Origin of the sequence: Bifidobacterium sp. MSK.13.1 (genome assembly GCF_019131435.1) — a bacterium.
GTDB lineage: Bacteria > Actinomycetota > Actinomycetes > Actinomycetales > Bifidobacteriaceae > Bifidobacterium > Bifidobacterium pseudocatenulatum.
In genome coordinates this window covers 137,595-156,078 of record NZ_JAHOMM010000003.1, presented here as the reverse complement: position 1 = coordinate 156,078, position 18,484 = coordinate 137,595, and the positions used below count along the sequence as shown (strand labels likewise).

General features: G+C 55.6%; 15 protein-coding genes. 12 read left to right on the top strand and 3 right to left on the bottom strand.

The annotated features are described in order from the left end of the window. The first annotated feature begins 1 nt into the window (after nucleotide 1). Nucleotides 2–1,474, top strand: a complete 1,473-nt coding sequence (locus tag KSY55_RS05410) for an ABC transporter permease (RefSeq protein WP_118233276.1) — start codon at nucleotides 2–4, stop codon at nucleotides 1,472–1,474. An 88-nt stretch (nucleotides 1,475–1,562) separates the two neighbouring features. On the opposite strand, the gene KSY55_RS05405 is transcribed toward KSY55_RS05410, so the two are convergent. Further along, complete coding sequence (locus KSY55_RS05405; protein ID WP_065435086.1) at nucleotides 1,563–3,479, bottom strand: 1-deoxy-D-xylulose-5-phosphate synthase; 1,917 nt, start codon at nucleotides 3,477–3,479, stop codon at nucleotides 1,563–1,565. Nucleotides 3,480–3,650: 171 nt separating this feature from the next. Between KSY55_RS05405 and KSY55_RS05400 the strand changes: the two genes are divergently transcribed. The 11 genes from KSY55_RS05400 to KSY55_RS05350 all read left to right on the top strand — a co-directional run bounded on the left by KSY55_RS05400 (nucleotide 3,651) and on the right by KSY55_RS05350 (nucleotide 15,914). Further along, nucleotides 3,651–4,640: a zinc-binding dehydrogenase gene (locus KSY55_RS05400; protein ID WP_004219569.1), complete on the top strand. Its 990-nt coding sequence runs from the start codon at nucleotides 3,651–3,653 to the stop codon at nucleotides 4,638–4,640. A 63-nt stretch (nucleotides 4,641–4,703) separates the two neighbouring features. Next, the gene (purE, locus tag KSY55_RS05395; protein WP_004219566.1) at nucleotides 4,704–5,201 is read left to right on the top strand and encodes a 5-(carboxyamino)imidazole ribonucleotide mutase; all 498 of its coding nucleotides are present in this window, start codon (nucleotides 4,704–4,706) and stop codon (nucleotides 5,199–5,201) included. Further along, entirely contained in the window at nucleotides 5,185–6,354 is a 1,170-nt protein-coding gene (gene purK, locus KSY55_RS05390; protein ID WP_004219564.1) for a 5-(carboxyamino)imidazole ribonucleotide synthase, read from the top strand. Before purE ends, purK begins: the two co-directional genes overlap by 17 nt. Nucleotides 6,355–6,434: 80 nt before the next feature. Continuing rightward, the gene (locus tag KSY55_RS05385) at nucleotides 6,435–6,839 is read left to right on the top strand and encodes a Fur family transcriptional regulator (protein WP_033524281.1); all 405 of its coding nucleotides are present in this window, start codon (nucleotides 6,435–6,437) and stop codon (nucleotides 6,837–6,839) included. Between the two features lie 291 nt (nucleotides 6,840–7,130). Beyond that, the gene (locus KSY55_RS05380; protein WP_226555494.1) at nucleotides 7,131–9,191 is read left to right on the top strand and encodes an LTA synthase family protein; all 2,061 of its coding nucleotides are present in this window, start codon (nucleotides 7,131–7,133) and stop codon (nucleotides 9,189–9,191) included. A gap of 15 nt (nucleotides 9,192–9,206) precedes the next feature. Continuing rightward, the gene (locus KSY55_RS05375; protein WP_022244731.1) at nucleotides 9,207–10,304 is read left to right on the top strand and encodes a PfkB family carbohydrate kinase; all 1,098 of its coding nucleotides are present in this window, start codon (nucleotides 9,207–9,209) and stop codon (nucleotides 10,302–10,304) included. Nucleotides 10,305–10,497: 193 nt separating this feature from the next. Beyond that, the gene (locus tag KSY55_RS05370; RefSeq protein ID WP_004219556.1) at nucleotides 10,498–11,493 is read left to right on the top strand and encodes a carbohydrate kinase family protein; all 996 of its coding nucleotides are present in this window, start codon (nucleotides 10,498–10,500) and stop codon (nucleotides 11,491–11,493) included. Between the two features lie 53 nt (nucleotides 11,494–11,546). Continuing rightward, a complete protein-coding gene (locus KSY55_RS05365) occupies nucleotides 11,547–12,242 on the top strand; it encodes a phosphoribosylanthranilate isomerase (protein ID WP_065438828.1) in 696 nt (231 codons plus the stop codon). Nucleotides 12,243–12,245: 3 nt separating this feature from the next. After that, the gene (locus KSY55_RS05360) at nucleotides 12,246–13,409 is read left to right on the top strand and encodes an iron-containing alcohol dehydrogenase (RefSeq protein WP_081290050.1); all 1,164 of its coding nucleotides are present in this window, start codon (nucleotides 12,246–12,248) and stop codon (nucleotides 13,407–13,409) included. Between the two features lie 115 nt (nucleotides 13,410–13,524). After that, nucleotides 13,525–14,466 carry a nucleoside hydrolase gene (locus tag KSY55_RS05355; RefSeq protein ID WP_004219551.1) on the top strand — a complete coding sequence of 314 codons (942 nt, stop codon included), beginning with the start codon at nucleotides 13,525–13,527 and terminating at the stop codon, nucleotides 14,464–14,466. 32 nt (nucleotides 14,467–14,498) lie between these two features. Further along, a complete protein-coding gene (locus tag KSY55_RS05350; protein WP_034880732.1) occupies nucleotides 14,499–15,914 on the top strand; it encodes an MFS transporter in 1,416 nt (471 codons plus the stop codon). A gap of 155 nt (nucleotides 15,915–16,069) precedes the next feature. Here KSY55_RS05350 and purD read toward each other — a convergent pair whose 3' ends face one another. Beyond that, nucleotides 16,070–17,332: a phosphoribosylamine--glycine ligase gene (gene purD / locus KSY55_RS05345; RefSeq protein WP_065435087.1), complete on the bottom strand. Its 1,263-nt coding sequence runs from the start codon at nucleotides 17,330–17,332 to the stop codon at nucleotides 16,070–16,072. A 99-nt stretch (nucleotides 17,333–17,431) separates the two neighbouring features. Then, on the bottom strand, nucleotides 17,432–18,466 hold the full coding sequence (gene purM / locus KSY55_RS05340; protein WP_022244938.1) for a phosphoribosylformylglycinamidine cyclo-ligase: 1,035 nt from the start codon (nucleotides 18,464–18,466) through the stop codon (nucleotides 17,432–17,434). Nucleotides 18,467–18,484: the final 18 nt, after the last annotated feature.

Sequence of the window (18,484 nt, the reverse complement as noted above, 5' to 3'; positions counted from 1 at the left end):
CATGCGATTTTCGGATATTGCACGTTCATGCACGCAGAATCTGCTGCGTCGCAAATCGCGTACGATTCTTACGGTACTTGGCGTGATCGTCGGCTGCTGTTCGATCGTGCTCATGATTTCCATTGGCCAAGGCATCAACGAACAGAACGAGCAGATGCTCAAAAACATGGGCAACCTGAACGACATCACCGTATATGCGGACGGCGGAGGTTCACATTCCACGGCAACGTCATCCAGCGTGAGCGGTGCCGACGGCGAACAGGCGAAACTCGACGATGACGCCGTGCAGAATTTCCGCAGCATTGCCGGTGTGGCCGGAGTGCTTCCTCAGAAAACGATGTCATACAGTGTGGATGCCACGCAAGGAGCTGGCTCCCGGTACGTGTCGCAATATGTCAACGTGGTGGGAGTCGACGCCACGCAATTGGAAGAATCCGGCTATAAATTGGCCAGCGGACGTCTTCCGATGCGTGCCGGCGAAGTGTTGGCGGGCAAATCCTTCGTGTATTCGTTCTACGACAAGTATGCGTCAGACCCGAGCAATCATCGTATAGAAGCGGGCGGTTATTACTGCGATGAGCACGGTTGCGCCCAATCCGAAGGCGAAGACCCGTTCTTCGATATGCTGAACTCCAAAATCACGTTGATTACCGGAGCCAACTATCAAAGTCCCGACGACTACCGCAAGGTGGGCGGCGGATCCGTGGCGCCATCCGATTCCGGCAGTGGTGAGAGTCCCACCATTACCATGCCATACACGGTGGTGGGTGTCATTGATTCCTCCGCCAACAACTATGATGCGTTCACTTCCGGCATTGTGATGAGCATCGACGATATGAAAACGTTGAACGCCAAAATATCGGGGGACACCAAGGCCAACACGTCGAGCAAGGTCGTTTACGATCAGGTACTGGTGCACACCCAAGACATCAAAGACGTTGCCGACGTTGAAGCGCAAATCAAGGGCGCCGGTTATCAGACTTCCTCGTTTGAGCAAACGCGTAAGGAGATCGAAAAGCAGTCGCGGGGCATCCAGTTGGCTTTGGGCGGCATCGGCGCGGTGTCGTTCTTCGTTGCCGCGATTGGTATTGCCAACACCATGATTATGTCGGTGTCGGAACGTACGCGCGAAATCGGCATTATGAAGGCTCTTGGCTGCTATGTGCGCGATATTCGCATGATGTTCCTGTGCGAGGCTGGTGCGATCGGCCTTGTCGGCGGTGTGATCGCTTGCTTGATTTCCGCGATTGGTTCGATAGGCATCAATATGGCGTCTTTGGGTGGATTCAGCATTGAGAATATCGGCAAAGCGATTATGGGCGGCGACGATGTGACTCGCATTTCGGTGATTCCGTGGTGGCTTTTTGTGGTGGCCATGCTGTTTTCGATCGCCGTTGGTGTGGTAGCAGGTTTCGGCCCGGCCAATAAGGCTGTGAAGATTCCCGCTTTGGATGCCATCAAGAATGATCAGTGATTGCTGATTACAGATCGCTGATTTATAGATTGGCGGGGAATGGTCCACAGATATACCGATCATTCCCGCCAATTCGCTTATGTATCGATTATTCGCTGAGAATACCGCGGATTCGAGAGACGATGGTTTCTGAAGTCAATCCGTAACGTTCGTTAAGCTCGCCAAGAGGCACTCGGTCGGTGAACTCTTTGGCTGCGCCGAAATTCAGCACACGAACGTGAGAAGCCTTGGTATTACTGGAATTGGCATAAAATGCGGTGACTTTCTCACCCCATCCGCCTTCTAGCTGGCCATCTTCCAACGTAACAACCAAACGATGCCCATCGGCAAGCATCGCCAGTAATTCGGCATCCATCGTGGAATATTGCAATGCGTCAACAAGCGTTGCGGTAATCGCAGCATGTTCTTCATCATTTTCGGCCAGTGCCGACGTAATTTCGGCAGCCAACGGCATGGTATTGCCGAGTCCAAGAATCGCCACATCCCTGCCGGGCTGAACGATCTGATAGCGGGCGAACGGGCATGCTCCGGCAATATTGACGGCTGGATCATGCTCTTCGGCACGCTGCAACGGGTCGAACGCCATATCGGCGGCACGTTCAAGTGCGAGAATCTGCTCGCCGGGCATACGAATCGCCACTACGCCATGTTCGGACGGGCCGGTAGCCCAAGCCAACATGTCAAGCATCTGTTCGCCGCTCGCGGGAGCCAAACAGGTCACGTCGGGAACATTGGCGAACATCGTCATATCGAATGTGCCCGAATGCGTATTGTCCGCGCCGGAAATTCCCGCGCCGAAAATCAGCAGCGTGGCGGGAACATGATTCAATGCCAACTCTTGCTGCAGCTGGTCGAACGTGCGTTGGAAGAACGTGGCGGAAGTCGCAAGCACCGGGCGTCCGCCAGCCCTGGCGATACCCGCGGCGAATGCGGCGGCATGTTCTTCCGTGATACCGGTATCGACGTAGTGGGCGCCGGCACGTTCACGAAAATCTCGGGTGATGCCATTCGATCCGGGGGTTGCGGGGGAGATGACCACCAATCCCGGCTCATTGTCGAAACGACGTTCCAGCGATGCCATGGCCATTTCGCCATAATATTTGCGTGCGTCGAGCGGTTTGCCGAGCGAGGCCTCCGGATCCTGCCAATGGTTGGCCTCGCATTGGCCCGCATGAGGTTGAGGATTGGTCTGATTGCAGCCATCCGAACCATTGTCGGCTTCCGTTTCGTCATTGAAGCCCAAGCCTTTGGTGGTGTGGATATGCACTACGATCGGGTGGTCAATGTCTTTGACCTCGTTCAGTACTTCCACCAGCGCGTCAACGTCATTACCCTGCTCCACATAGCGGTAGTCCAAGCCGAATGCCTTGAACAGATTCAGTTCGGCCATGCCATTCGACGTACGCAACTTGGCAAGCTGCCCGTACATACCGCCGAAATCCTCAGCGATCGACATTTCGTTGTCGTTGACGATGATGATGAGATTACCGCCCTGTTCGGCCGCATTGTTCAGCCCCTCGAACGCAATGGCCGAACTCAGGGATCCATCGCCGATAATGGCGATAACATTGCCGATAGTGCTTTCGCCGGCGGCGCCGCGCTGCATATCGCGGGTTTTGGCAAGACCGCAGGCCAGAGAAATCGAAGTGCCGGTATGGCCGAGCACAAAGGAATCATGTTCGCTTTCCAGCGGATTCGTGAAACCGGTCACCTCATCAAAACGAGATTGGTCCAAGTATGCTTCGGCGCGGCCGGTAAGCATTTTGTGCACGTAGCTTTGGTGCGACACGTCGAAAATGAAACGGTCGCGGGGCGAGTCGAACACGCGGTGCAATGCCACAGTGAGCTCCACCACGCCAAGATTCGAGCCGATATGCCCGCCATGTTGTTTGCCGTAGTCGAGCAGCGTGGCGCGGATTTCGAGGCATAGATCGCGTAATTGCTGGGCTGAAAGGGCATGTACGTCCGCCGGAGTGTGAATCGAACTCAAAATGCCAGCGGTCATCGTGCGCAATCACCCTTCCCTACGATCAGTGCAACCAAGTGCGAAATCATATCCCACTGTATGCCCCGACGAGGGTGTTTGCGGGCAAAGGAGCGCAAAGTCTTCTCAACTTGAGGCACAATAGAGGTGTTTGCAATCGTGAAAAGCCGTTATTCGCAAAGGAGCGCGAACATGAAAGCCGTATATGCCACCGGAACGAATTATGATGATCCGCTGTCCGTGCTTGAAGTGGGCACTATGCCTGAGCCTGAAACCAAGCCATTCTGGTCCACCATTCGTGTGAACTCGGCGAGCGTGAACCATCATGACGTGTGGAGTCTGCAAGGTGTGGGGCTTTCCGACGAGCAGACGCCGATGATCCTCGGCACGGACGCGGCTGGCGTGTTGGAAGAAGACATTCCCGTACGAAAGGGACTTAAGGCCGGTTCCGAAGTGGTCTTGTATACCTTCGTTGGTACCGATGGCGCCGGTGTGATGCCGGGGGAGAGACGCTCGATCCTGTCCGAACGGTATGCGGGAACCATGGCCGAATACACACAGGTGCCCAGCGCCAACGTGTTCGCCAAGCCCGCGAATCTGAATCTTGATGAGGCTGCCGCATTGGGTACCAGCTGGCTTACCGCATATTCCCTGCTGTTCGCATCGGCGAATGTGAAGCCGGGAGACACGGTGCTTATTCAAGGCGCCGGAGGCGGCGTGTCGACCGCGGCGATTCAGCTTGCTCACGCGGCCGGATTGGAAGTGTTCGTCACGTCACGAAGCGAAGACAAGCGTGCGCGAGTGTTGCAGCTCGGTGCCGATGCGGCTTTTGAAACGGGTGCGCGACTGCCACGCAAGGCGGATGCCGTCATTGAATCCGTCGGCGCGGCCACATGGAGTCATTCCGTCAAATCCGTACGTCCGGGAGGAACTATCGCCATTTGCGGCGCGACTACTGGCGACCAGCCGGGTGCAGAGCTTACGAGAATCTTCTTCCAGGATATTCGAGTGCAGGGCAATACCATGGGCTCCCGTGAGGATTTCGCACGTTTGCTGAAATTCGTGGAACATGCCGATCTGCATCCGGTCATCGATTCCGCATATGCGATCGACGACGCGCATCTTGCGTTCTCCAAGATCGTGAATGGCGACGTTTTCGGAAAAATCGTGCTGCACATCTAGCCGATTGCGTAAAGTAAACGGTGTTCAAGAACATGTTCTTTTGGATTCTTTCGGAGGTCCTTGATGGCAGACAACAAGCCTGAAGTCGCAGTGATTATGGGGTCGGCGAGCGATTGGGAAACCATGAAGCATGCCTGCGAGATGCTTGACCAGTTCGAAGTGCCGTACATGAAGCAGGTGATTTCCGCGCACCGCACCCCGGAATTGATGGGCGAGTTCGCGCATAGTGCCCGTGCCAACGGTCTGAAGGTCATCATCGCCGGAGCCGGCGGCGCGGCACATCTGCCGGGCATGGTCGCGGCCCAGACCACCCTGCCGGTCATCGGCGTGCCGGTGCGTTCCCATGCGCTGTCCGGTTGGGATTCGCTGCTGTCCATCGTGCAGATGCCAGGCGGCATCCCGGTCGCCACCACCGCAGTCGGCAACTCCGGTGCCACAAACGCAGGTCTTTTGGCTGTGAGCATTCTGAGCACCACCGATGAGCGTTTGGCCAATGCTTTGCAGGAATATCGTGACTCTCTGAAGGAAAAGGTGGCTGAATCCAATGCCCAGCTTGTCTGAGGAAACCAATGGCCGTGTTGAACGTCTGATGCCAGGGGCCACCATCGGCATTATCGGTGGCGGTCAGCTTGGCCGCATGATGGCGTTGTCCGCCCGCTACATGGGCTTCCGCATCGGCGTGCTCGACCCGACTCCGGATTGCCCGACCGCACAGGTGGCCGACTTCCAAGTCACTGCCGAATACGACGACATCACCGCGATCCGAGAACTGGCTGAAAAGTCCGACGTGCTCACGTACGAGTTCGAAAACGTGAACGCCGACGCCATCGACGAAGTGCGTTCCTTGTCTGCAGCCCCGCAAGGCACCGATTTGCTGCGTGTCACGCAGGATCGCGTCAACGAGAAGCAGTTCATCAATGATCATGGCACGCCGACCGCACCATGGAAGGCCGTCAACAGCGTTGAGGAGCTTGATGCGGCGCTCGGTGAAATCCATTACCCGGCCGTGCTGAAAACCCGTTCCGGCGGGTACGACGGCCACGGCCAGACCGTGCTGAAATCCGATGCCGATCTCGAAAAGGTACGAGCCCGTGCCGATCGCGGTGGCGGATTCCCGCCGAGCATTCTCGAAGGATTCGTCGATTTCGCATTCGAAGCGAGCATTCTCGTTGCCGGTAACGGTAAGGATTATGTGACCTTCCCGATCGTGCGCAACGAGCATCGTAACAATATTCTGCACATGACCATCGCTCCGGCCGAAGTCAGCGAAGACGTGGCGAAGGAAGCGCACGAACTCGCTTTGCGTTTGGCGCAAGGCTTCGAACTGGCCGGCATCCTCGCTATCGAACTCTTCGTTACCAAGGATGAGCGGGTTATCGTCAACGAGCTTGCCCCGCGCCCGCATAACTCCGGTCATTACACCATCGAAGCGTGCTCGTTCGACCAGTTCGACGCGCATATTCGAGGCATCGCCGGGTGGCCGCTCGAACAGCCCGAACTGCTCAAGCCGGCTGTTATGGTCAATGTGCTCGGGCAGCATGTGGCACCGACCCGCGCGCTGATCGCCGAGCATCCCGAATGGAATATGCACGACTATTGCAAGGCTGAAGTGCGTCATGATCGCAAGATGGGGCATATCACCGTGCTGACCGACGACACCAGGCAAACTGTGGCGGATCTTGAACGGACCGGCTGCTGGGATGATTTGAAATAAAACCGATGACGGCATGTTTCGCGCGTCAGCCTTTCCCTGAGGGGAGGACGGCGCGCGAAGCCATCAAGAACGGACATAGATTGACGGACGGACGCGTGGAGCGCAACACCAAACAAAAAGAACTGATTCATGATGCGTTGAAGGCAAACGATGAATTCATTTCCGCACAGGATTTGCATCGCAAGCTGGAAGACGAAGGCGTGAAGGTCGGCCTTGCCACTGTATATCGTCAATTGAATGCCTTGGCTGAGGCAGGCGAGGCTGATACCGTGCGTTTGGAAGGCCAACAGCTGTTCCGTCTGTGTGGTGATGACGGGCATCACCATCATCTCGTATGCACGAATTGCGGCAAAACCGTGGAAATCGAATCGCCATCCGAAACTTGGCTGCGTGGCATCAGCGAGAAATACGGATTCACCATCGAACGGCATACGCTTGAGGTGTTCGGACTATGCCCCGACTGCCGGAATGAGGCACGACGGTAATTCCGTCGATCTCAACAATTTCGCCGATTTCAGCAACAACGGTTATGCGGACGGCGGAATCCTTGACGACAACTAGATACTGCCATCCGAACTGTCTATACCCCCTCATCGTTCTTTTGCGATTTCATCGACATATGCGTAAGAAAATCAGAAGAAACTGTGGATGAAATCGATCATTACAGCTTTTTGTCAGATATGGTCGCGAGAATAGTGCCTTGGCGTCGCCGTAAGGCGGGAAACGAAGCGAACTGACACGTTACGAGTGGAGATAAACACTTGACGAACGAATCCGTGAATACAGAGACGATTGAGGAACTGAAGATCTCGACGATTGATCCAAACGCACCCGCCAAGGAACGTAAGGAATTCCCAGGGTGGTTGTACGGCATACTGTTTGTGGTGTTCGACGCCATCGGTGTGGCAGCGCTACAGATTGGCGTCAGTCAATCCGCTACACGCGTCAAGCTTTCGAACAACATGTGGCTGACCGGTTGGGGCTTCGTCACCAAAATGTTCACCAACCTCAACTTTGTGGCGGTGCTCAACCTGATTTTGTGGGGCGTGCTGTATGTGATACTGCTCATGCTCATCAACCGCTTCTGGATCGCCACGCCAATATTTCTGGCGGTGACATTCATTATCGCGGTGATCGAACATTTCAAAGTATCCATCCGATATGAGGCGATTCTTCCCAGCGATCTGAACTTCCTCAAAGCCGATGCGGGCAATCTTATGAGCTTCATGCCGGCAGGCGCACAGTGGACCATTCTGCTCGCCGTCGTCATATTCGTTGCTTTCATTGCGCTTTTCGTATTCCTGAATCATCGTGACGGCCGTCACGGCAAGCTTTTCCGTGGCGACGACAAGCAGTCGCGCTCGCTGAATGCCATCGTGCGACTACTGCTGATCATCGTGCCGGGAACGTTCTTCACGCTGTATTCCATGCAGGTGAGCACTGTCGGATCTTGGGCGAAAACCTTCTCTTCGGCAATGGGGGACATGCCGTCCATGTGGGATTCCGTCTACGATGCGCAGCGCAACGGACCGATGGTCGCCTTCACCAGGCAGCTGAATCCGAAAGTCATGGTGAAGCCTGACGACTATTCCGAAGAAACCATGAAGGAAGTCGCGGCACGATACGAAAAAGAAGCGAAGAAGATCAACGCATCTCGTACCGAGAACATGACCGACAGTACGGTGATCTATGTGCTGTCCGAATCCTTCTCCGACCCGTCTCGCGTGCCGGGGCTTAAGATCAACAAGGATTCCATGCCCAACATTCGTTCCATCAAAGAGAATACGACCTCCGGTTTGATGCTTTCTTCCGGATATGGCGGTGGTACCGCAAACCTCGAATACATGGGATTGACGGGTTTGAGCATGTCGAATTTCGATTCGTCGCTCACCAGTCCGTATCAGCAGCTTGTGCCGAGCGAGCATTGGACGCCGACCATCAACCAGCTGTGGGGGGCGTCGAAGAATTCCATCGGACTGCACCCGTACGAATCGTCTATGTACTCGCGTGCGACCAACTATAAGAAGTTCGGATTCTCGCATTTCTACACGTTGACCGGTCCGGACGTCATCTCGCATCAAGACAAGATCGACGATTCGCCGTACGTGTCTGACGAAGCGACGTACGAGAGCACCATCGAAGAAGTCAAGAAAACCGATGGCAACCAGTTCCTGCAGGTCATCACCATGCAGAACCACATGCCATACCACGATTGGTATAAGAACAACGATTTCAAGGCCGAATCCACTACGGACACTCCTTTGGAGGACGATGAGAAGGAGTCCATCGAAACCTATCAGAAGGGTGCGGCTCTGACCGACGAGGCGACCGCCGACTTCCTTGACAAGCTCGACGCCATCGACAAGCCGATCACCGTGGTGTTCTACGGCGATCATCTGCCGGGCATTTATTCGTCCGCTTCCGAAGACGACAACAATTCGCTTGCCTTGCATCTGACGGATTATTTCATCTGGTCCAACAAGGCGTCCAGCTCGCAAGGCAACGAGATCGACAACGCCGACTATTCGTCGCCGAACTTCTTCGTGGCGCAGGCCGCCGAGCATATGAACGCCAAGGTGTCCCCGTATCTGGCGTTCCTCACGCAAATGCATGAGAAAATCTCCGCCATGGAGCCACCTGTCGTCAACAATATCCAGGGATGGGACCGTATCCCTGAAGGTCAGAACATCTATCTCGACGCTGACGGCAATCCCATGGCCGAAAGCGACTTCGACGCGGAAACCCAGCAGTTGCTTGCCGACTACCAGCTGATTCAGTACGATATCACCACAGGGAAGAACTACCTGAAAGACACCGATTTCATGGATCTTCCCTAGAGGCAAGGGGAAGAGATGGCCGCAACCGATCGCGAACAGCAGATTTTGGCGTGGATTAAGCAGAATCCTTTGATCAGCCAAAACGAGCTTGCGGAACTGTGCGGCATCACCCGTTCAGGGGTGGCCGCGCACATCTCCAACCTGATGAAAAAAGGGTACATCCAAGGCAAAGGGTATATCGTCACTCCGCCCAGCTATGTGGCTGTTGTTGGCGCCATCAATATAGACCATTACGGTGTCGCCATGCAGGATGTGGTTGGGGAAAGTTCCAACATGGGGCGCATTGTGTCATCCGTGGGCGGCATTGGTTACAATATCGCCTACAATCTGAACCGGCTTGGCGTGCCGAATTATTTGATTTCCGTCTATGGTGATGATGAGAACGGCGAACGCGTCAAGCAGGACGCGTATGCCAACGGCATTGACATCACGCATGCCAAGCAGATTTCCCATATGCCTACTTCCACCTTCTTGTCGGTTGTTTCCGCGCAGGGGCGTCAGATTGTGGGTCTTGATGATATGCAGATCAGTGCGGAAATCACCCCGGAATTTCTAGCGCAACGAGAGCAGACCATCGTCAATGCGGAAATGGTGGCGATTGATTCGAGCTTGCCGTCTGATGCCATAGCATGGGTTTGCGAAAAAACAAGTCGACCGATTTTCGTGCGCGTGGTTTCCGTTAATAAAGCGGCGCGAATCACGCCGGTGCTCGATCGCATCGACACTATGGTGCTTAATTCCGCCGAAGCCAAATTCGTGTCGGGGATTGAGGTGCATGACGAGGCCAGTGCCAGAGATTGCGCCGAACATTTGCTGCGGTCCGGTGTGCGTAATGTGTTTCTTTTTGTGGATGATTCGGACATGCTGTACTGCTGCGAACATGAAAGCTTTTTCTGGTCTTTGCCGGGAAGGGCGGAGGAACGTCGATATACCAATGGTGGTGCGTCGGCGGCGTTGAGTGCGCTGGTGTGGGCGCGTCGTAAGCATAAAACACAGCGGGAATGCGCTAGATATGCGTCTGCGGCGGCTGCGATGAATATGTCTCAGGTGCAGTCGATTTGCGCTGATTTTTCTGAAGAAGCTGTGCGGCGCAAAGCTGATTTGCTGCAGTAACGCAGGTATGGCGGTCTTACATTTGTTTCTTTCGTAATCGCGAGACACGCGATTTTTCCATATGTTACATCGATGAAATATAGGCAAAAGTTGACTGGCTTAAACTTTTGTTGTACTCTAAATTGAAGATAAAACGTTTCATCAAGGGTGTATCAAGGCAGATATATCCCCGAAAATGTAGGAGGCAATATCCATGGCGGATATGACTTCAGGAAATACTGTTCCTGACCGTTACGTTGTGGTCATCGGTGGCATGAACATGGACATCTGTGGTAGACCGACGAGCACCGTAGTGGACCGAGACTCGAATCCGGGCGTCGTCAGCATGTCCGCAGGTGGTGTCGGGCAGAACATCGCACAGAACATGGCTCATCTGGGCATGCCGACATACCTGATCACCGTCTACGGCGACGATGAAAACGGCAAGACCCTGGAACGTTCGTGCGCGGCCAACAACATCAATCTTGACTATGCCGCACAGCTGGAAGGACGCCGTTCTTCCACCTACATGTTCATCACCGACGATACGGGCGATCTGCTGGTGGCCGTCAACGACATGGAAATCTGCAAGGAAATCAATCCGGCATTCCTCGAATCTCGCCTCGACTTCATCAACGGTGCCGCCATCTGCCTGCTTGACGCCAATCTTGAACCGGAAACCATGGCATGGATTGGCGAACACGTCACCGCGCCACTGTTCGGAGACACCGTTTCCACAGTCAAAGCGCACCGTTTCGACACGATCCTCAACAAGATGACCGTGCTCAAGCCGAATGATTTGGAAGCATCCGTACTCACCGGCATCGGTATCGCCGACCAGTATTCGGCAGGTGCCGCAGCGAAGACCTTGCTCGACAGGGGCGTGAAGAACGTATTCATTTCATTGGGTGCCAACGGAATCCTGTGCGCGAGACACGAAAACGACGAATACAGCTTCAAGCATGTGCCGCCATACCGTACCGAAATCGCCACGGCAAATGGGGCCGGAGATGCCGGCATGGCAGCCATCACCTGGAGCTTCTTCGATAACCCCGATCGAGATCTTGAAGAAGTCGGCAAAATCGCGCAGGCAGCATCCAGCATCGCGCTCGAATGCACAAAAGCAGTGCCCGATATCACCGTGGAACGCATACGTAAGAAGATGTCCGGCGAGATCGAGCCGTTGCTCGACGAAGTGCGTACCGCCTGAATTTTGCTACATCACACGTCCATCAACCCATACAAACACAAGGAGAACCGACAATGGTAGTCAAGCAGATCTATTCTCTGATCGAATACGATGAGGCCGTCAAAACCATGGAGGCTGGTGCCGATAACATTGGACTGGTGCCGATGCAGCATGGTGGCGTTCCGGCACATCGCGTGCCAATCGAACGCGTGCACCGCATTTTCGACGAATGCAAGCGTCGTGGCGTCACCTCCGTGGCCATCATGCTGACCAACGATCCCGACGAGATGATCGAGCTTGCCAGAGAGGTGCGGCCTGACATTCTGCATATCGCAGGCGATGGGTACGCCGCAGATGAAGCATTCGCGGCCCGACTTAAGGAAGCCGCTCCGAACACCAAACTCATGCAGGCCGTGCTCGTTGACGATGAATCCGCCGTCGACCGTGCCAAGAAGTACGCACAATACTGCGATCTCATCCTCACGGACTCCGGTCTGGCCCCCGACACCGGCATTGGTGCCAGCGGTCTGACCCACGACTGGAGCATTGACGCCCGTATTGTGGCCGAATGCGGCAAGCCGGTCATCATGGCTGGCGGTCTTGGACCAGACAATGTTGCCGAAGCCATCGAACAGTGCAAGCCGTATGGCGTGGACTCCCTGACGAAGACCAGCATCAAATACGACGGCGGCTACATGGAGAAAGACATCGACAAGGTTCGTCAATTCTGCATCAATGCCGACGCTGCGGCCGCAAAGATCGGACAGTGACCGATGGCTATGGAAGTCAAACTGCTGCAACCCGTCAAAGTGGTCTGCACTGACGATTTAGGGGAGACTCTGGTCGATATCATGCAGACCGCGGGCTATTCTCGTCCGCTGATGGTCACGGATTCCTTCGTCGGAAGCATGCCGCTGGTCGTTGCCGCACGTACCAAGCTTGAACAGGTCGGTGTCGATGTGGCGGTATTCGACCAGGTCAAGCCCGACCCGCTTTGCGAAACCGTGGAATCCGGCGTCGAAGCATTCGAAGCGCATAAGGCTGACAGCATCATCGCCATCGGCGGTGGCAGTTCCATGGATGTTGCCCGAGGCATCAACATCGTGCGTGTCAACGGCGGATCCATCATCGAATACACCGATCCAGCCAAGCCGATCGCACCATGCAACGGTATGATCGCAGTTCCGACCACCGCCGGCACCGGCAGCGAAATGTCCAACGCGCTGGTGGTCACCGAAGGATCCACCGGTCGTAAACTCGCGGTGCTTGCCGATCCGGCAGTCAGCGAATATGCCGTGCTGAACGCGGATCTCATGCTGACACTGCCCGCAAAAATGACCATCGCTTGCGGACTTGACGCATTCTGCCACGCCGCGGAAGGATACCTTTCCCGAATGGCAAGTCCGGTCACGGATGCCATTTGCGAAAAAGCGATGTTCCTGCTGTACAACTATCTGCCGCGTGCTGTGGCAAACGGTCAGGATCGTGAAGCCAGGGAACGTGTGATGGTCGCGTCGACGCTTGCAGGATGGATGCTGAACAATGCGGGAACCATTGCGGGGCATTCCATCGCACACGTGCTCGGAGCGAAATACCACATCGTGCACGGTGAAGCCGTTGGCTACGCGTTGCCGGCGGTTATGGAGTTCGTTGCTCCCGTACGTGCGCATAAGGTTCGTGAGATCGGTCAGATTCTAGGTGCGGTTTACCCGGAAAATGCGCCGGACGAGCAGGTTGCGATTATCGCAAGCAGAGCGTTCAAGGATTTCCGCGACCGCATGCTCGGTCTGCATGCTGTTGAGGATTACGGCATCAGCGTTGAAGAACTCGTTTCCAATGCGCAGGCCGTAGTTGACGAGCGTTTTGCAGGAAACACACCTCGTGACATCGATCTTCAGGCAGCCGAACAACTGCTCGAAGGTTTCGGAAGTCGCTGATATCAAAGGCCATTGCCGGCCTTGCAACAAGTTGTGTGACCGATGAGCCGGAGTCAGTCAATCGTCGACCACCTCATTATCGGTTCAAAGTTGGAGTACATAAGGAGGAACCATAATGTCCAAGAAAATCATCCTTGATTGCGATCCGGGACATGATGACGCCGTCGCCATCCTGCTTGCCGTGGGCAATCCCAATATCGATCTGCTGGGCGTCACCACGGTAGGTGGCAATCAGAGCCTTGACAAGGTGACCTACAACGCCCGTGCAGTGCTGGAAAAGGCGCATGCCACCGACGTGCCGGTGCATGCCGGATGTGACCGTCCGCTGGTGCGCAAGCAGGAAGTGGCAGCTTCCATTCACGGCGAAACCGGTCTTGACGGCGTTGAACTGCCTGAACCCAGCCGTCCGCTGGAAGCCGGACATGCCGTCAACTGGATTATCGACACCATTATGAGCAACGAGCCAGGCACCATCACTCTGGTGCCGACTGGACCGCTGACCAACATTGCCATGGCTGCCCGCATGGAGCCGCGCATTGTTGAACGTGTCAAGGAAGTCGTGCTTATGGGCGGCGGATACCATGTGGGCAACTGGAGTGCCGTGGCCGAGTTCAACATCAAGGTCGATCCGGAAGCCGCTCACATCGTGTTCAATGAAGCCTGGCCGATCACCATGGTCGGATTGGATCTGACGCATCAGGCATTGTGCACGCCCGAAGTGCAGCAGCGTATCGAAGGCGTTGGCACTGATCTCGCCAAGTTCGTGTCTGGTCTGATGGACTTCTTCCGCAAGACCTATCAAGACAATCAAGATTTCATCGATCCTCCGGTCCATGATCCGTGCACGGTGGCATACCTCATTGATCCGAGCGTCATGACCACCCGTCGTTGCCCGGTTGATGTCGAAATCCATGGAGATCTCACACTTGGCATGACCGTCGCCGACCTGCGAGGTCCAGAGCCGAGCGCCGAAGAATGCCACACCCAGGTTGCAGTCAAGCTTGATTTCAACAAATTCTGGGATTTGGTAACCGACGCAATCAAGACCATCGGCTGAAAGAAGAGAAAGATAAGTAAAGGGGTGCTCTAATGACAGAGACCAAAAACAGCAAAATGCTCGACGAAGGCGGCAAGTCCGTCGTCGCATTGATGGCAGCATTGATGGCAGCCATCTTCGCGTTCCAGCTCAACGCGTCCATGCTTTCGCCTGCATTGACGACCATGCGTGTTGAACTCAACACCACCGATGCGCAGATTGGCTTGACCCAGACGGTGTTCTTCACCTCGTGCGCAGTGTTCTCGCTGTTCCTGCCGCGACTCGGCGATTTGATCGGTCGCAAGAAAGTGCTGCTTGGCATTCTTGTGCTTACCGCTTTGGGCTGCGTGGTTTCCGCGCTCGCGGTCAACGTGCCGATGCTGATGATCGGTCGTGTGATTCAGGGTGTTGCCGGTCCGATTGTGCCGATGACGCTGATCATGCTGCACGCCAAGGTTACTGAAGATAAGAAGTACGCCAAGCTCATGGCTATTCTGACTTCCGTTAATGGTGGCATCGGCGGTGTCGACGCTATTCTTGGCGGCTGGCTTGCTGGCACGTTCGGTTTCCGTTCCGTGTTCTGGGTCATGGTTGGCGTTGCGGTGCTTGCCATTGTGCTTGTGTTCGTGTATGCGGAAGAATCCACCGCTTCCGAGACTCCGAAGATGGATTGGGTTGGCGTGGTTTCCCTTGCCGCCGCATTCTTGGCCGCATATCTGGCCATCAACGAGATTCAGAAGCTGGGCTCCGCCAATTGGGCGCTGGTCGCTGTCGAAATCGTTATTGCAGCCGTGCTGTTCGTGGTGTTCTGGAATGTTGAGAAGCGTCAGAAGGCTCCGATGGTCACCACGCATTACCTCAAGCAGCGTCGTACTTGGGGTCTGCTGCTGACCACCCTGCTTACCATGACCGGCGTGTTCGCCATCATGAACGGTATCGTGCCTGCTCTCGCTCAGGATACCGAAGTCGGCGCCGGCATGAGCGCCAGCGTGGTATCGTTCGCCACCCTGACTCCGTATGCGTTGATCGGTCTCGCATTCGGTCCGGTCGCAGGCGTGCTCGCTTCGAAGTTCGGCTACCGTGCGGTGCTGCGTACTGGCTTGATCGTCTCTGTTGTGGGCGTGCTGTTCGGCATCTTCGTGTGCAACGTTCCGAGCATCTGGGCACTTGTGGTCATGTCTTTGGCTTTGGGTGTTTCCTACGCAGGTACTGCCAACATCATGCTGAACGGTCTGGGCATCGTGCTCTCTCCGGAAGACAATCCGGGCTACCTGCCTGGTCTGAACTCCGGTGCATTCAACCTGGGTGCCGGTCTGAGTTATGCAGTGCTGTACGCTGCTCAGAACGCGTTCACCGCATCCGGCGGTGCGACCAGCGGCTACATCGCAGCCATGGTTGGCGGTGTGATTCTGCTCGGCCTCGCGTTCTGCGCATCCCTGCTCATTCCGAAGCCGGGAGAGCAGAAGTAATCAATATAAGCTTGCCTGTGTTGTGTGATTAAAAAACGGCGGTTTTGCAGTCGGACTCCTCTCTGTCCGACCACAAAACCGCCGCCCTTTTTATATATATGATTGCGATTGTATGGTTACAGACATTTCTGATGGTATGCAATCGCTGGGTGCATTCAGATGTTCAGTGCCTTGGCGCCGATGTCGTGACGGTAGAACATGCCCTTGGTATCGAGCTGGTCGATAATCGCATACACCTTGTCTTGAGCGGCCTTGATGTCGGCTGCGGAGGTTTCCACCAACAGCACGCGGCCGGAATTGGCGACCAGACCTTCTTCGCTACGAGCCACGCCAGCGTAATAGACGTGGGAATCCTCATCGACTGGAATCTCAGGAATCGCAGCGCCCTTGATCACATCGACAGGGTAGCCGTCGGCGGCGAGCACCACACCAAGCGTGGCGTTGTCATTATCCCAAGTGAACTCCGGAGTCTCGCCATTGAGCAGAGCGCTGATGCCGGCGCCGAGATCAGACGTGAGCTTCGGCAGCACGACTTCCGTTTCCGGATCGCCGAAACGAGCATTGAACTCGATAACCTTCGGACCATCCGCGGTGGCGATCAAGCCAGCGTACAGAATGCCCGTGAACGGCGTACCCTCATCGGACATAGCCTGCACGGTCGGCTTCACAATGGTTTCGATAGCGGTGTCAACCACATCCTGACCGATCTGCGGAACGGGACTGTACGCACCCATGCCACCGGTGTTCGGACCCTTATCGCCATCATAAGCGCGCTTATGATCCTGAGAAATCGGCATCGGCCAGAAATCGGTGCCATTCACAAAACTCATCAGCGAGAACTCCTGACCCTCCAAGAAGTCCTCGATGACAACCTTCGCACCGGCGTTGCCGAAACGATGATCGACGAAAATGTCTTCAAGAGCGGCGATGGCGGTTTCCTCATCCATGGCAACGGTCACGCCCTTGCCAGCGGCCAGACCATCAGCCTTGATCACAATCGGAGCGCCATGTTCACGCACATAAGCGGTGGAACGCTCCAAATCGTCGAACGTCTGATACTTCGCAGTCGGAATGTTGTGACGTTCCATCAACTGCTTGGCGAAATCCTTGGAACCCTCGATTTGCGCGGCGGCCTTGCTCGGACCAAACGCCTTGATGCCAGCTCCCGCGAAATCGTCGACGATGCCCTCGATAAGCGGCACTTCCGGACCGACGAACACCCAGTCGTAGCCGTTGTTCTTCACGAAATCAATCAGCGCGGCATGATTGGACGGGTTGATCTGCGTGGTGCGGATGCCGTCAAGCTCCATGCCTGGATTGCCCGGAGCCACCGTGACTTCGCTGACGCTGCCGCCGCGCATAAGTGCATGGGCGATGGCATGCTCGCGTGCACCGGAACCAATGACCAGAACCTTCATGTTTCCTCCTGTTGTGTCCCTTTTGGGAAAATCCTATGTTCAGGAAAGTCTTCGGAAATAAAAGGGGGTGGCCGTTATGGCTCACCCCCGTATATGTATTTACTGCAGTTCGACGTCGCTATCGGTCTTCTTGACGATATTGCCGAGTACGTAACCGGCTTCGTCATTGGACTTGAGCAATTCCATGGTCTTATCGGCATCTTCGGCGTTGACGGCCAGCACCATACCAATACCCATGTTGAAGATGTTGAACATTTCCATATGGTCGACTTCGCCGGCCTTTTCGAGCACGTCGAAAATCGGCAGTACCGGCCAGGAGCCGAGGTTGATGTGTGCGGCCAGACCGTCCGGAATCATACGCGGAACGTTTTCGATGAAGCCGCCGCCGGTGATGTGGGCGACACCCTTGACCACGCCGGCCTTGAACAGCGGGGAGAGGGCCTTCACATAAATCTTCGTCGGGGTGAGGAGCACGTCGCCGAGCTTTTCGCCGTCGAGCTCGTCAAGCACGGTATCGACGGTATAGCCAGCCTTCTCGAACAGGGCCTTGCGCACCAGAGAGAAGCCGTTGGAATGTACGCCGGTGGACGGCAGACCAATGAGCACATCGCCCTCAGCGATGGTGGAGCCGTCCACGATTGCGGACTTCTCGGCAACACCGACCGCGAAACCGGCCAAATCGTACTCGTCTTCGTCATACATACCCGGCATTTCAGCGGTTTCGCCACCGATCAGACCGGAACCAGCCTGTACGCAGCCGTCGGCAACGCCAGCCACAACCTGCTCGAGCAGTGCTGGATCGTTCTTGCCGCAGGCGATGTAATCCAGGAAGAACAACGGTTCCGCACCCTGAGCGGCAATATCGTTGACGCACATGGCCACGCAGTCGATGCCGATGGTGTTGTGCTTGTTGGCCATCTTGGCAACGACCAGCTTGGTGCCGACGCCGTCAGTGCCGGAAATCAGTACCGGCTCCTTGTATCCGAGGGAAGCCAGATCGAACAGGCCGCCGAAGCCGCCGATACCGCCGACCACGCCCGGACGGTTGGTGCGCGCCACATGGGACTTGATGCGCTTGACGACTTCGTAACCGGCTTCGACGCTTACGCCGGCTTCCTCATATGCTTTTGGCATATCAAACCTTTCTCGGGT